Here is a 14,748-nt window from a genome sequence, read left to right on the forward strand (position 1 = left end):
AGGAGGGCGCCAAATGTTCAATGACCTGAGTCGCCTCGGTAAATACCTCGGTCAGGCCGCGCGCTTGATGGTGGGCATGCCGGACTACGACACCTACGTCGAACACATGCAGGGCAAACACCCGGACAAGCCGGTGATGAGCTACGAAGTGTTCTTCCGGGAACGCCAGGAAGCGCGTTACGGGAGCAAGGCCGGGCCTAAATGTTGTTGAGGTAACTGGCGGCTTGATGCAATCCCCGTGGGAGCGGGCTTGCTCGCGAAAGCGGTGTGTCATTCAACACGGATGTTGACTGACACGACCTCTTCGCGAGCAAGCCCGCTCCCACTTTTTTTGTTTTGTCTTTTAAATCCTCGACGGCGTCCTCGGCGCCGGTAAATCTTCAACCATGGACTAAACTCAGCGAGCCAATCGACTGCGAGGTGTTGTTCATGGCAAAGGACAAGAAATCCACCAAGAAACGTCATTCCGTCGACATCGCGAAGATGTCCAACAAGGACTACCTGAGTGAACTGCGCCGACTGCATGTCGAAATAGTGAAGTTGCAGGAATGGGTGCGGCATGAGGGCATCAAGATCTGCATTGTCTTCGAGGGCCGCGACGGGGCGGGCAAGGGCGGCACCATCAAGGCGCTGACCGAGCGCGTGAGCCCACGGATCTTTCGCGTTGTGGCGTTACCTGCCCCGACCGATCGCGAAAAAAGCCAGATGTATGTGCAGCGTTATCTGCCACATTTGCCTGCGGCTGGCGAAGTGGTGATCTTTGATCGCAGTTGGTACAACCGTGCGGGCGTCGAGCGCGTGATGGGGTTTTGCACCAAAGAGCAGGCAGTCAGTTTCCTGAGGGCTGTCCCCTTGGTCGAGCGCGCAATCGTCGACTCGGGCATCATGTTGTTCAAGTATTGGCTGGAAGTCAGCCCGCAGGAACAGACCCGACGACTTGAAGCGCGGATTGAGGACGGCCGCAAAATCTGGAAGCTCACCCCAATGGACCTGAAGTCGTACAGCCGCTGGTATGACTACTCGCGTGCACGTGATGACATGTTCAAGGCGACGGATACCGGACATGCTCCCTGGCTGGTAGCCAACTCGAACGACAAACGACGGGCTCGTCTGAACATCATCACCGATTTGCTCAGCCGCATTCCTTATGAAGAGGTGCCGCGCGAGAAAGTGAAGTTGCCCAAGCGTCAGCGGCCAGGCGGTTATCACGAACCGGATTACCCACTAAAACGCATTCCCGAAAAGTTCTGAGTGCGTCGTCAAATCTTTCATGGGTACTAAAGCGAATAAAACTATTGATAAAAAGGTACATAAGCTTTAAACGGGAAGAACACTGGCGTATTGCTAGCAACTAAAAAGTGGATATCGCCAGTTTTGGCACAGGGAGCGCTGATGAGTTTTTGTCCATTGTCCGACTCCCCGCAGCAATCCGTTGTCGCCACGCTACCGAAGAGTCGGCCAGGTGCTGTCGGCACAGCCTGCAAGGGCCATGAAGAAACGGTTGAACAATTGCTGACCTCGGCTCGCCACTGGTCTCACACCACCGCATGGGTGGTGTACCGTGCCGGCGAACACATGCACCTGGTCGGGCAGGGCGACCCGCAGGCGAAGTGGCCGTCCAGTGTGGCGAGTGAAGAATTTGAGGCCTTTTGCCAGGCCCGACACTTGCACCGATGGCCCACCGGTCGAGGCGAAAGTGTATTGGGATGGCTGCTCGCGCCCATCAAGGATGCTGCGGAGCCGGCGCTCGCTGAATTTGCCCAGCGCCTGGGCATGCAGGTACAGACCGATACCCTTGCCCGAGCGCAAATTACTCAGCGGGTGCTGTATGAAATTACCTACCTCGCGAGTTCGACCCGCGACCGGTTTGTATTTCTGGTGGGGGTTCACCGGCTACTCGCCAGCCTGATCGACGCCGAGAACTTCTATCTCGCACTGTATGACCCGCACACCGGCAAGATTGACTATCCGTATTACGTCGACATCATCGACGTTGATGCCGTGGAGGCCGAACACTACGAGTACCTTGATGTTTCACACCTGTCGTTGACCGGCCAGGTGTTGACCACCGGCCAGCCGTTGCTGATCGACGCCGCCGGCATTCGCGCGGCTCAGGCCGAGGGCCGCTTCTACTGCGTGGGGGATCGTCCCGAGTTCTGGATGGGCGCGCCGTTGAAAAATGCCTCGGATGACGTGTTTGGCATGCTGGCCATGCAGGTCTACGACGTTTCCCGTACCTACAGCGCTGAAGACCGCGCATTGTTTCTGGTGGTGGTCCGCCACGTGGCCATGGCGCTGGACCGGATCCTGCACCGCGAGAATCTCGAAGGGATCGTCATGCGTCGCACCCTGGAGCTTTCGGCACTCAACGACGCCTTGAGGCAGGAAGTAGCAGAACGTGAGCGCGCCGAACATTTGCAGAGCGCGCTGTTCCAGATTGCTGAACTGTCAAGCCAGCCTGGCGATATGGCTGAACTGTTTCAAACATTGCACGGCATCGTCGGTGATCTGCTGTTCGCGCAGAACTTCTACATCGCACTGTTCGACGACACGACCACTGAAGTGACTTTTCCGTATTACGTTGATGATCGGCAGACAACCTGTCCGTCGGCACGGCGTGGACGCCGGGGCCTGACTGAGTACGTTATTCGTCAGCGTCGACCTTGCTTGATTGACGCCGACGAGGCTGAACGATTGCATGTGCACGGTGAAATCGAAATTGCCGAAGAGTGTTACCGGTCCTACTCCTGGCTGGGCATTCCCTTGTTCGATGGCGATGTGGTGCGTGGTGTACTGGCGGTACAAAGCTATACCTCGCAAGTGCGGTATACCCTGCGTGATCAGGAACTGCTGACGTTTGTGTCGCGGCACATCGACACCGCGTTGTCGCGACGCACGGCCGCCGAAGCCATCCATTCCGCCAACCTCAAGCTCGAAGCCCGGGTGCAGAGCCGCACCCGAGAACTCGATCACGCCAATGCCAAGCTGCAACACGAAAACTCCCACGATGCGCTGACCGGGTTGCCGAACCGAACCTACCTGCAACAGCACCTCAATCAGGCCTGGTTGCGATTCGGCAGCGAAGGCGGGCACCTGGCGGTGATGTTCATCGACCTTGATCGTTTCAAAATGGTCAACGACAGCCTCGGCCACCATTTTGGCGATCTGCTGTTGAGGCAAGCCGCCCACCGTTTGCGCAGTTGCCTGCGTGACACCGACATGCTCGCACGACTGGGGGGCGATGAATTTTCGGTGCTCGCTCCCGACGCGCCGCTGGACGTGGTGATCGAAATCGCCGAACGGATCCTGGTGGCGTTTGACCTGCCGTTTTTTATCAATGGCCATGAGGTTTTTTCATCCTGCAGTATCGGTATTGTCAGCGCCGACAATCAGTTCCATCACGAACCGGCCGACTTGCTGCGCGATGCCGATGCGGCGATGTACCGGGTCAAGAGTGCCGGTCGCGACAGCTACGCGGTGTTCAATCAGGAAGTGCGCCGAGAAGTCTCGGACCAGATGGAGCGCGAAGGGGCCTTGCGCAATGCGCTGAAACGCACCGACGAACTGCTGCCGTATTTTCAGCCGATTGTCAGCGTTGAAACTGGCGAATTGTTGGCCCTTGAAGCGCTGATCCGCTGGCATCAGCCGGGCGGCCGAGTGATAGCACCAGGGGAGTTTTTGCCGAACGTCGAAGGGTTGCGCCTGATCGGTCGACTGGACCTGTACATGCTCACCAGCGTTGCAGTAATCCTCGCACTCCCTCAACACGCCAATTGGCCGCCGGTGCACGTGAATTGCTCCAGCTACAGCATGACGCGCCCGGACTTTGCCAGTGATGTGCTTGCCCTGTTGGCGCAGCACCGGGTCGCGCCGTCGCGGATCTGCCTGGAGTTGACCGAAGGTGCCCTGGTGGCCGAGCCGGCTATTGCCCGGCAGAACATGCAGCAATTGGCCGACAATGGCATGTCGGTGGTGCTCGATGACTTCGGTGCAGGATTTTCATCCCTGAGCTACGTGCATCAATACCGTTTCAGCGGCTTGAAGATCGACAAGTCTTTCATCCTTGAACTGACCACCAGCGCCCGCAGTCGCGCGATCGTGCGGGCAATTGTGCGGATGGCCGAATCGCTGGACCTGAGCGTGGTGGCCGAAGGTGTCGAGGATGAAGCGACGCTAATCTTGCTGCGCGAAATGGGGGCAGGGCAGGCTCAGGGTTACTATTTTGCCAAGCCCATGGGGTTGCAGGCGTTGCTGGATACGTTACTTGTCGCTCGCTAAAACGGGGTGTGTTATTGCGGCAATGCATAGACCTTGAACAGCTTTTTAGCCGTGTCGTCGGCGCCACCCAGGTATTTGTCGAATGCCTGCTCAATCTCGCCCGAGCGGTACATGTCACTTAGCGCGGTATCGACTAGCAAACGGAAGTCTTCATCGTTTCGATCCACTGCCATTGCAGTCGGTGCGTACTCGAAAATTCGGTCGAGCAAAACCAGATTGCTTGCAGACTTATCCGTGGCGAGAAGATTTTTCAGCACCATGCGTTCGGCGAAGAAGGCATCGGCCTTGCCTTCGGCGACCTGCTTGAGGCCTGCCGCGGTATTTTCGACAGTGACAAGCGTGGCCACGACCCCGAGTAATCGCATCCGCTCACGGATCCATGTCTCGGTGACTCCGCCTGCAATGGCGGCGTAGGTCTGGTTGGACAACCCATGGTTGATCGTCGCTCGCCACGTTGGTCCGGTGTTAGCCACCTTGCCAGCAAGCGCATTGAGCAACGGCTGCGGTGCATCCTGACGCACCACTACCGAGAGGCCAGCCGTGTAGACCGGTATTGAGTAGCTCACCCTCTTGCGCCGCTCCAGAGTGGGGGCGGTCGGTGTACAGAGAATGTCGATTTTCCCCGAGCTGACGGCATTTATCTCGTCGGTGGGTGAGACCGACAGGTAGCGTATTTGCAAACCAGGCAGAGCCAATTCGGTCTTGACCTTGTCGGCGATCTTCAGGCACAGATCGATCGCATAACCGCTCGGTATATCGCTTGCCTGGGCGCTAAAAGGGGGGAAGTTCGGCAAGTAGCCGAGGGTGAAGGATTGAGTCGTCCGCACGCGCTCAAGCGTATCGGCACCCGCCAATACCGGCATCAGCGTGAGCAGGCAGACGAGCAGCAGGTTGTTGGCTTTGGACAATTTAACGTTCATATCCTGGTTCCCCGAATTCAGATGGCTGGCAGTCCTGAAGACGACGGTCAAGGGATGTTGGCCTGAGTCTGAGGCGGTGCAGATGGCTCGACAAACCGTTTGGAGAGGAAGCCGTAAAGCAGGTAGCCGAACGCCAGGACAAGGGCGCCGCCGAACACGGCTTCTTTGCCGCAGGCATACAAAGCGTACAAGGAGTAAGCCACGGCAATCAGTAACAGCGCCGTATTGCGGGTGTATACGCCTGCGCTGACTTTGGCTTTGTACATCATGACCAGCAGGCCGGTGGCCGCCGTCACATAGGGGATCAGGTTGGTCACTGCCGCCAGGCTGACGAGTTTTGCAAACTGAGCGCTGGCGTTGGGCGAAATGGTCGACAGCGCCATCAAGGTCTGCAACACACCGCAGACAAGCATGCCGACAATGGGCGCGTTCAGCGCGCTGACCTTGCTGAACAGTTTGGGAAACATGCCCTGGTCAGCCGTCATCTTGGCCGTTTGCGCCAGGGTGAACTGCCAGCCCAGCAGCGAACCGACACAAGCCAATACTGCCAGCGCCATGATGATGTTGCCGACTGTCGGGTTGAACATGTGTGCGTAGACGAGCGCGAAAGGGGCCGATGAGTTGGCCAGTTCGGCATTGGGTATGATGCCCTGAATAACGGACGTCGACAGCACGTAAACCACTGCTGCACCGAGCGTGCCGAACAGGCAAGCCAGCGGCACCGTGCGCTTGGGATCGTCCACGGCATCGGAAGCCTGAGCCGCCGACTCCATGCCGAGGAAGGCCCACAGCGTCAGGGGGATCGCTTTGCTGATGGCTTCGGAGATGGGCAGTTCGTTGGGGTTCCATGCGGCAGCCAGCACGTCAGGCTTGAACCAGAACCAACCGATGATGCACAAGCCGGCCACCGGGATGATGACACCCCACACGGTGATCGCACCGATCTTGCCGGTGATGCCGGGGCCGCCAAAGTTGGCCACGGTGGTCAACCAGAGCAAGCCGACCGTTCCGATGAACAATGGAATGGCGCCACTTCCCAGCCACGGCAGGAACGATGTCATGTACCCCACCGCGGAGATGGCGACGGCCACGTTGGCGATGGCCAGCGAAAGGAAGTACAGGTACGAGCAGAGGAAGAACCCAGATTTGGCGTGTGCCTCTTCGGTGTAGGCAGACAACCCTCCTGGACGCGGGCAGAAAATACCGCACTGGGAAAAGCAGTAGGCGATGGACATTGAGCCAATGGCCGTGACGATCCATGACAACAATGAAACAGCCCCGAGTTGCGCCATGCTTGTCGGCAACATGATGATGCCTGAGCCCATCATGTTCACCGTGACCAGTGTGGTGAGCCCCATGAGGCTCATTTTCTTGCTTGAGTCGGCCATCGGAAACTCCTGGATCTGCTCGACGCATTGACCCTGTGCCCGACGCTTGGATACTTGTCGGCGGGCAAGGGCTTAACCTTGGTGTTTTTGTGACCCCATCTGTCTAGCGCTAATCAGGGTGGTTTTTCGCTTGCAGTGACGGTCAGCTTGTCCGCTTCGGTAACCCAGCCTCCGCCAGTGGCCTTGTAAACATCGACCATGGCGCTGAACACCGAACCCCGGGTCCGGGTGTAATTCAACTCGGCGTCGAACAAGCTGCGTTCGGCATCCAGTACTTCTATGTAGCTGGTGTACCCGTTGTCGTAGCGCAGGCGCGCAAACCGGGTGTAAGTGCGCAACGCCTCGACCTGATTGGCCTGGGACATCATCTGCTCGCGGGATTTGCTCGCCGCCACCAGTGCGTTTTCAACATCCCTGAAAGCCGACTGAATGGTCTTTTGGTAGGCCAGCAAGGTTTGTTGCTGGAACGCCTCGGCTTGCTGGACTTCACCGGCGATGCCACCCGCGGTGAAAATCGGCATGCTCGCGGCGACACCATAGGACCAGGTGGCGGCGGGCCCGGTGAACAAATTTGAGAGTTGATCACTCACTGAGCCCAGTAGCCCGGTCAGGGAGATCGTCGGGAAATACAGCGCCTTGGCGGCACCGATGCGGGCATTGGCGGAAATCAGATCCAGCTCGGCCTGACGCAGGTCGGGGCGTCGTTCCAATAAGTCCGAAGGCAAGCCGGCAGGCACCAACGGTAGCGTCAGTTGGGCCAGGTCACGTCCGCGCAGGATTGGGCCCGGGTTGCGTCCCAACAGCACGGCCAGGTTGTTTTCCTGCTGTGCAACCTGGGACTCGAATTGCGATACAGAGGCCTGGGTGCGCTGGAACTCGGAGAGGTTTTGCGCCAGTTCCATTTCGGAAATGGTGCCGGCACCAAAGCGCAGTTTGAAAATTTCGTAGGAGTCGCCGCGGGCCTTGGCAGTGGTGCGGGCGATTTCCAGTTCGCGGTCGAGATCGCGAAGCAGGATGTAGCTGGATGCCACCGACGACACCAGGCTCAGAATGACCGTGCGCCGGCCTTCTTCAGAGGCCAGCAGGTCAGCGCGTGCGGATTCATTGAGGCGCCGCAAACGACCCCAGATATCCAGCTCCCAGCTGACACTGAGGGTGGCCTGGTAGTTGTTGTAAATCGGATCGACGTTGGCATCCAAAGGCACCGGGCCGTTGTCGCGTGGCGCCCTGGACCGACTGCCTTGCGCACCGGCGCCGATTTGCGGAAACATCTGCGAGCGCACCACTCCGTAACGGCCCTGGAATTCCTCGACCCGGGCGGCGGCAATCTTGATGTCTTTGTTTTCCGCCAGCGCCGTGCGAATCAGGTCATTGAGCGCCGGATCCTTGAACTGTTCCCACCACAGCGTATTGGACAGGTCATGGGCCTCCTGGTCTGCATAACGGTAGGTTGCCGGGGTGTCCGTGGTCGGACGTTGGTAGTCCGGGCCGAGCATGCAGCCCGTCAGGCCCAGGCACACCACGAGGGGAAGATGAAAGGTGCGCATCTCAATCCCCCTCATGTCGGTGTTGCGCAGCGCCGCCGGGAATCTCCCCGGTCGACGTAGACGGCGGTGGCTGAGTGGTCTGCCTGACCGTGCCTTTTTTCTCGGTCAACCGTTCGACCAGGTAGTAAAACAGCGGGATAAAGAAGATTGCGATGACTGTCGCCGCCAGCATCCCGCCAATGACCCCTGTGCCGATGGAGTGGCGACTGTTTTCGGATGCACCGACGGCAATGGCCAGCGGGACGCAGCCCAGAATAAACGCCAGGGATGTCATCACAATCGGGCGCAAGCGCTCCTTGGCGGCGGTCATGGCGGCATCGTAGGCAGACATGCCGCTTTCGCGGTTCAGTACCGCAAACTCGAAAATCAGGATGGCGTTCTTGGCGGCCAGGGCCACCAGCATGGTCAAGCCGATCTGGAAATAAACGTCATTGCTCAACCCACGGATCAGCACAGCCAGCAGCGCACCGAACAATGCAAAGGGCACCGCCAGCAGCACCCCGACAGGCAGTGACCATTTCTCGTATTGAGCCGCCAGGATCAGGAACACCATGATCAGGCCGAAGATGAACACCCGGGACGAGGCACCGCCGCTTTTTTTCTCCTCGAAGGCTTCACCACTCAAGGCCAGGGCGTAGTCGTTGGTCATGATTTCAGCGCTTATTTCTTCCAGCGCCTTGAGTGCCTGGCCGGAGCTGTAACCGGGGGCTGCGTTGGCGGTGAGTTTGACTGCGGGGAAGTTATTGAAACGGGTCAGCAGGTCGGGACCGGTGACGTAGCGGGTGGTCAGCACGGCTTTGAGCGGCACCATCTCCTGGTTTTTGTTGCGCACGTAGATCTGTTGCAGGTCCTCGGCCTTGAGGCGATAGCTTGGTTCTGCCTGCAGGATCACCTGCCACAGCCGGCTGAATTTGTTGAATTGCGACACATAGAGCGAGCCGAACATGGTCTGCATGGTGCTATAGACTTCTTCCACCGGCACACCCAGCGACTCTGCCTTTTCCCGGTCTACGTCGACCAGCAATTGCCGGGAAAACACGTTGAAGGTGGAGGTGATGGCGCCGAGTTCGGGGCGCTGCCTGGCTTTGGCGACAAACGTGCCGACCATTTCTGCCAGTTGATTGACGCCGGCATCCCCCTTGCTCTGAATCCATACCTCCATGCCGCCGGTGGTGCCAAGGCCGGGAATGGACGGCGGATTCACCGGCAGAATGATCCCGCCTTGAACGTTGGCAAAAGCATGGACTGCTTTCTGGATGACGGCGGGGGCACTTTGTTCCTTGATTGTGTCCGAGTCCTTGTAGCGCTCCTCGAAATCCTTGAACCCGACAAAAAAGGCGCCGGCATTGTTCTTGTTCTGGCCGTCGAGCAGGCTGTAACCATTAACGATGGCAACGCCCTCGACGGCCTCGTCGTTCATGAAGAAGTCACTGGCTACTTTGCCCACCTCGCCGGTGCGATCGAGACTGGCGGCATCGGGCATGATCACGGCCCCCAGCAGATACCCCTGATCTTCCGGCGGCAAAAAGGCGCTGGGAATGCGCTGCGCCATGAGCAGAATCAACGCGATCATGCCGGCGAACAGTAACAACGCCATCACGAAGCGCTTGATCATGAAGGCCACCGAGCGCGAGTAGCCCTCGGTCATGCGTTCGAAGCTGTGCTCGAACCAGCGGAAAAAAGCATTTTTTTCGCCGTGTTGGGGTTTGAGCAGCAGGGCCGCCAAGGCAGGCGAAAGTGTCAATGCCACCAGACCGGATATCACCACAGAGATGGCGATGGTGATCGCGAACTGTTTGTAGAGCTGGCCTGTGATCCCGCCCATGAAGGCCACCGGGATGAACACCGCGCACAGCACCAGCACGATGGCCACCACCGGGCCTGCGACTTCATCCATGGCTTTTTTCGCGGCGTCCTTGGGCGTCATCTTGTGGACGTGCATGTTGCGTTCGACGTTCTCGATCACCACGATGGCGTCGTCGACCACGATACCGATGGCCAAGACCATCCCGAACAGCGTCAGCATGTTCACTGAAAAGCCCAATGCCGACATCCCGATGAAGGTGCCGACGATCGACACCGGCACCGCAAGCACCGGGATCAGGGTGGCACGCAGGCTCTGCAGAAAGATGAACACCACGATGACCACCAACACCAGCGCTTCGAAAAAGGTGTATATCACCTCGGAAATCGAGGCGCGGGTAAACGCGGTGGTGTCCATTACGATCTTGTATTCGATGCCCTCGGGGAAGGTCGTCTTCATGTCTGCCAGGGTCTTGGTAACCGCAGCAGACACGTCGAGGGCGTTGGCGCCCGGTTGTTGATACACCGCAATCAGCGTTGCCGGACGGCCCTGATAGGTGCTGCGCAGCGAGTAGTCTTTTTGTCCGAGTTCGGCACGGCCGATGTCCTTGAGACGAACGATTGCCGCCCCTTCGTTGCTGGCGCGCAGAATGATGTTCTCGAACTCTACCGGCTCGGTCAGACGTCCCTTGGTGGTCACGGCAAACGACTGCTCTACCGCCTGGCCGGTGGGCGACTGGCCAACGCGACCGACAGCAAATTGCTGGTTCTGATTGGACACGGCTTTTTGCACGTCTGCCGCAGTGATGCCCAACTGGGCCATCCGGTCGGGCTTGAGCCAGATCCGCATGGCGTAGTCGGGTGTGCCGAAAATACTGGCCTGGTTGGCGCCCGGAATACGCTTGATCGCATCCAGAATGTAGAGGTTGGCGTAGTTGGCCACATAGGTGCTGTCAAAACGATCACCTGCGGAGTACACGGCGAGGACCATCATGAAGGCCGAAGATTTCTTCTGCACCTGAATACCCTGGCTCTGAACCGCGGAGGGCAGTTGCGGCAGGGCCAGGTTGACCCGGTTCTGCACGTCTACCTGGGCAAGGGAAGGGTCGGTGCCAATCTCGAAGAACACATTGAGGGTCATGTTGCCGGTCGCTGAGCTCGACGAGTTCATGTAGATCATGTTGTCGGCGCCGTTGACCTGCTGCTCGATAGGCGCTGCCACATTATTGGCCACGACCTGGGCATCCGCGCCCGGGTAGGTGGCTGACACCGTAATCTGCGGCGGTGTGATATCCGGGTACTGGGCGACCGGCAAACTGACCATCGCCACTGCACCGGCCAAGGTGATGATGATCGAGATAACGGAAGCAAAAATGGGACGATCAATGCAATAGTGAGAGATGCTCATGGGCGACGCCCACTGTCTTGCACCGACGCGGTGGCTGTCGGTTTTGCCGTCGTCTCGGTTGCCGGGGGAGGGGGGGCGATGATATTCAGCGGCCCTCCGGGGGTCACTCTGATCGCACCATCGACCACGATGCGTTCACCGGCTTGCAATCCTTGGGTGATAAACCAGTCATTGCCATGCCAGTCACCCACTTCGACCACCCGTTGCTCGGGCTTGCCCTGTGCATTGATCACCCAGACGAAACGGCTTTTGGCTCCCTCCAGAACGGCCTTCTGCGGCACCGTAATGGCGTTCGGCCTGGAAGCCCCGATGGCCCGCACCCGCACGAACTGTCCGGGTCTAAGTAGGCCTGTCGGGTTGGCAACCACCGCCCGGACCAGAAAGGTCCCGGTATCCTGGCTATAAGAAGGCGCTGCAAAATTCAGGCGGCCACGCTCGGGGACAACGGTGCCGTCGGCCAGGACGACCTCTACGACGAACTCACTGCGCAGGGGAAATATAAGGTGTCCAGACGCAATCTCGTCGCGGAACTTGAGCGTCTCGTTTTCCGAAAGACTGAAGTTGACGTAGATAGGGTCCATCTGTGAAACGGTGGTCAGCAGCCCGGATTCACCCGGCGTGACGTAACTGCCTTCCTGCTTTTTGGCAAAACTTGAAAGGCCGGTGAGGGGCGAGGCTATGGTGGTGTAACTGAGGTTCAACTGTTCGGTTCGAACCGTGCCCTCGGCGGCAAGCACGGCAGCCCGTGTCTGACGCTCATCACCGACAGCATTGTCCAGATCCATCTTGCTGACCGCATTCTGCGCCGCCAAGGGACGGACACGGGCCAGCGTAGCCTTGGCGACTTCCCAGCGTGCCTGTTGTTGAGCCAATTGGCCCTGAGCCGACAGCAATGACGCTTCAAAAGGTTTACGGTCCATCTGGAACAGCGTTTGCCCGGTTTTTACCAAATCGCCTTCGGTGTACAGCCGCTTCTCCAGGAAGCCGGCAACCCGGGCGCGGATCTCAACCTCGCGGGAACTTTGTGTCTGGGCAACGAATTCGAATGTTACCGGGGTGTCGCGGGCGGTGACCGTCATGACCGTCACATCGGGGGCTTGGCGAGTCAGGGTTACGGGCTCTTTGCCGCAACCGACCAGGCTCAAGACCCCGACCATAATGGCAACAGGCAAGCCGACGAGCTGCCTGACAACAATCATGTTTGCGCCCATTCTCACGCTCCCTAAACGCTTAGCCACGCTTTCGTAAAACGCTAACACCCGCAGACCGTGGCATTTCTGACAATAATCAATGAATACGACCGGCCAGCCGCGAGACCCATGGATTGGCGCTCAAGCCGTGCAGCAGCACGCTGAGTAAAACGGTACAGGCAGCGACAGATACCAAGGTGCGACTGGTTTCTAGAGGGTAGTCCAATATCATGACGGCGAAGACGATGCTGGCCAGGCCGCGTGGGCCGAACCAGCCGATGAACAGGCGGGTTTCGAAATCAAAGCCGGTTCCTGTCAGGCTGATCAGCACGGGCACTATGCGAATCACGGTCAGACTAAGCACTGCATACAGGCAGATGTTCAGGGTGAGATTGTTCCAGGCCCAAGGGATCACAATTGCGCCGAATACGACCCACGTGATGACCGACAGCAGGCTGGCGAATTCTTCACTGGCTTCGAGCAGATGATGCTTTTGTTCGGTAAACAAAAAGCTGGCGAGCAACCCACCGACGAACGCGCCGATAAAACCGCTACCGCCCAATGTTTGCGCGGTGGCAAAGCACAAAATGGCGAGCCCCGGCAGCGTCAGTTGCGACCACATGGGGGCTTGCCAATGGTGTTTTGCGGCGTAACGCTGCAACAGCCAGGCAATGAGCGTAAGCGCCACACCACTGATTGCACCGATGCCCAGCTCCTCGATAACCAACTCTACCGCGAGTGAAAGCGGCGACTGCGTCTGCTCTTCGACCAGCAGTGCAAGGAACATCAGCAGCACTGGAACACAGATCCCGTCATTCAGCCCGCTTTCTACGTTCAGTCCTTCACGCACGGGGGCGGGCACCTTGGGATTACTCACCACCGCCTTCCCCAGCGCAGCGTCGGTGGGCGCCAGAAGGGTCGCCAGTATGGCCAGTTCCAATGGCGGTACTTGCGGGAACAGCCAGATACCGACCAGCCAGCCACTGAGCATGGTCAGTGGCAGACCTATCATCAATAAACGCAACGGCAACCCTTCGTGCGCCCTTAAAACCTTGAGGTCAGCATTGGCCGCATCGCTAAAGAGAACAATGGCCAATGTCAGCTCTGCCAGAATCCTGAGGCCATCCTTGTCAATCCGGGGTTGCAGAATTCCCAGGAACGCAGGGCCAAGAATCAGGCCGGCAAGCATGAACATGAGTGGACCGTTGAGCAGGCGAGATTCGAAGCGCCCCGCAAATATGCTGTAGGTCAGGAGGAAGGCGGCAAGCAGAGCTAAGTTCTGATACATCGCAGACCTGCTTATCCAGGTTGATGTAAAGGCAATGGTGTCATTGCCAGGACGAGGCGCAGCCGAAATCAAAACATCAGGTTAGTCCACATGCTCGGGTTTGACCGGGTCGCCCGACTTCAAACCCAGCTGCGCCCTGACATCGTCGAGACTGGAGAAGCGATAACGCAGGATGAGTTCGTTCGTTGTCGATTCGTCTGATTTAAATCAAGGCAGGGCAACTCGGTACGTCCATTGAAACAAGTATTGCCTTGCCAGCTGACTCAGTGGTGACCCAGGTTTCAGTTTTTTCTCTCGACCAACGATAAGAACGGTCGCTCCTGCACGTTCGATACTGATGGAGTGCGGTGAGTGTGGGTTTTGTGGCTTTCTTGATCGATGTCAACCACATGGAGCGGACGGTTCTGTAGTCTCCAGAGATCGACATACCCGTGCGTAACGGGTTGCCTTGACTCAAGGCGACACCTCCATGATCTATCCGCTGATTCTGACGTTGCATCTGTTTGCCGCCCTGATCTTTATCGGCACGGTGTTCTTCGAAGTGCTGTTCCTTGAAAGCATCCGCAAACAGCTACCCACCAGGGTCATGTTGCTGGTGGAGGAAGGCATCGGCCGGCGAGCGCGCTCGCTGATGCCGTGGGTGCTGCTGGTATTGTTCGGTGCGGGGCTCGGCATGGTCTGGCTACGCTACCTGCCAGTCCTTGCCTCACCATTGGCTTCATCGTTAGGCACATTGCTTGCCTTGAAAGTCGCGGTGGCCGTGAGCGTACTGCTGCACTTCCTGGTGGCCATGTTTTTGTTCAAGCGTGGCCGAATGAGTCCGCGGTACCTGCAGTTCATCCACGGCAGCCTGTTTTGTCACATGATCGTTATCGTGCTGCTGGCCAAGGGAATGTTTTATCTGACCTGGTGATCGGCTTTGACGG

General features: G+C 58.3%; 10 protein-coding genes. 4 read left to right on the forward strand and 6 right to left on the reverse strand.

Going from position 1 to position 14,748, the window contains the following annotated elements; translation table 11 throughout:
- Positions 1–13 precede the first annotated feature (13 nt).
- The 3 genes from FHL16_RS12870 (at position 14) to FHL16_RS12885 (ending at position 4,278) form a co-directional block, all read left to right on the forward strand.
- Positions 14–211, forward strand: coding sequence for a YbdD/YjiX family protein (locus FHL16_RS12870; RefSeq protein ID WP_010460111.1), 198 nt, complete (start codon positions 14–16; stop codon positions 209–211).
- A gap of 218 nt (positions 212–429) precedes the next feature.
- Positions 430–1,251 carry a polyphosphate kinase 2 gene (gene ppk2, locus FHL16_RS12880; RefSeq protein ID WP_010460112.1) on the forward strand — a complete coding sequence of 274 codons (822 nt, stop codon included), beginning with the start codon at positions 430–432 and terminating at the stop codon, positions 1,249–1,251.
- A 141-nt stretch (positions 1,252–1,392) separates the two neighbouring features.
- Positions 1,393–4,278, forward strand: a complete 2,886-nt coding sequence (locus tag FHL16_RS12885; RefSeq protein ID WP_010460114.1) for a sensor domain-containing phosphodiesterase — start codon at positions 1,393–1,395, stop codon at positions 4,276–4,278.
- Between the two features lie 11 nt (positions 4,279–4,289).
- Here the strand turns inward: FHL16_RS12885 and FHL16_RS12890 are convergent, their stop codons facing one another.
- The 6 genes from FHL16_RS12890 to FHL16_RS12915 all read right to left on the reverse strand — a co-directional run bounded on the left by FHL16_RS12890 (position 4,290) and on the right by FHL16_RS12915 (position 13,822).
- Entirely contained in the window at positions 4,290–5,198 is a 909-nt protein-coding gene (locus FHL16_RS12890; protein ID WP_077748408.1) for an amino acid ABC transporter substrate-binding protein, read from the reverse strand.
- A gap of 47 nt (positions 5,199–5,245) precedes the next feature.
- Positions 5,246–6,586 (reverse strand): putrescine-ornithine antiporter, encoded by a 1,341-nt coding sequence (gene potE, locus FHL16_RS12895; protein ID WP_010460119.1) that lies wholly within the window; start codon positions 6,584–6,586, stop codon positions 5,246–5,248.
- 113 nt (positions 6,587–6,699) lie between these two features.
- Positions 6,700–8,133: an efflux transporter outer membrane subunit gene (locus tag FHL16_RS12900; RefSeq protein ID WP_077748409.1), complete on the reverse strand. Its 1,434-nt coding sequence runs from the start codon at positions 8,131–8,133 to the stop codon at positions 6,700–6,702.
- Between the two features lies 1 nt (position 8,134).
- Entirely contained in the window at positions 8,135–11,344 is a 3,210-nt protein-coding gene (locus FHL16_RS12905) for an efflux RND transporter permease subunit (protein WP_077748410.1), read from the reverse strand.
- Positions 11,341–12,423: an efflux RND transporter periplasmic adaptor subunit gene (locus tag FHL16_RS12910; RefSeq protein ID WP_371857840.1), complete on the reverse strand. Its 1,083-nt coding sequence runs from the start codon at positions 12,421–12,423 to the stop codon at positions 11,341–11,343. Before FHL16_RS12910 ends, FHL16_RS12905 begins: the two co-directional genes overlap by 4 nt.
- Positions 12,424–12,631: 208 nt before the next feature.
- Complete coding sequence (locus tag FHL16_RS12915) at positions 12,632–13,822, reverse strand: cation:proton antiporter (RefSeq protein WP_010460127.1); 1,191 nt, start codon at positions 13,820–13,822, stop codon at positions 12,632–12,634.
- Positions 13,823–14,291: 469 nt separating this feature from the next.
- On the opposite strand from FHL16_RS12915, the gene FHL16_RS12920 reads away from it, so the two are divergent.
- Complete coding sequence (locus tag FHL16_RS12920) at positions 14,292–14,735, forward strand: CopD family copper resistance protein (protein WP_077748412.1); 444 nt, start codon at positions 14,292–14,294, stop codon at positions 14,733–14,735.
- Positions 14,736–14,748 lie beyond the last annotated feature (13 nt).

This window comes from Pseudomonas sp. FSL W5-0299 (genome assembly GCF_005930655.1).
Taxonomy (GTDB): Bacteria; Pseudomonadota; Gammaproteobacteria; order Pseudomonadales; family Pseudomonadaceae; genus Aquipseudomonas; species Aquipseudomonas mandelii.

Coding starts and splice junctions, on each gene's coding strand:
- FHL16_RS12870 (WP_010460111.1), top strand. CDS start 14: ATGTTCAATGACCTGAGTCGCCTCGGTAAATACCTCGGTCAGGCCGCG.
- ppk2 (WP_010460112.1), top strand. CDS start 430: ATGGCAAAGGACAAGAAATCCACCAAGAAACGTCATTCCGTCGACATC.
- FHL16_RS12885 (WP_010460114.1), top strand. CDS start 1,393: ATGAGTTTTTGTCCATTGTCCGACTCCCCGCAGCAATCCGTTGTCGCC.
- FHL16_RS12890 (WP_077748408.1), bottom strand. CDS start 5,198: ATGAACGTTAAATTGTCCAAAGCCAACAACCTGCTGCTCGTCTGCCTG.
- potE (WP_010460119.1), bottom strand. CDS start 6,586: ATGGCCGACTCAAGCAAGAAAATGAGCCTCATGGGGCTCACCACACTG.
- FHL16_RS12900 (WP_077748409.1), bottom strand. CDS start 8,133: ATGCGCACCTTTCATCTTCCCCTCGTGGTGTGCCTGGGCCTGACGGGC.
- FHL16_RS12905 (WP_077748410.1), bottom strand. CDS start 11,344: ATGAGCATCTCTCACTATTGCATTGATCGTCCCATTTTTGCTTCCGTT.
- FHL16_RS12910 (WP_371857840.1), bottom strand. CDS start 12,423: ATGACGGTCACCGCCCGCGACACCCCGGTAACATTCGAATTCGTTGCC.
- FHL16_RS12915 (WP_010460127.1), bottom strand. CDS start 13,822: ATGTATCAGAACTTAGCTCTGCTTGCCGCCTTCCTCCTGACCTACAGC.
- FHL16_RS12920 (WP_077748412.1), top strand. CDS start 14,292: ATGATCTATCCGCTGATTCTGACGTTGCATCTGTTTGCCGCCCTGATC.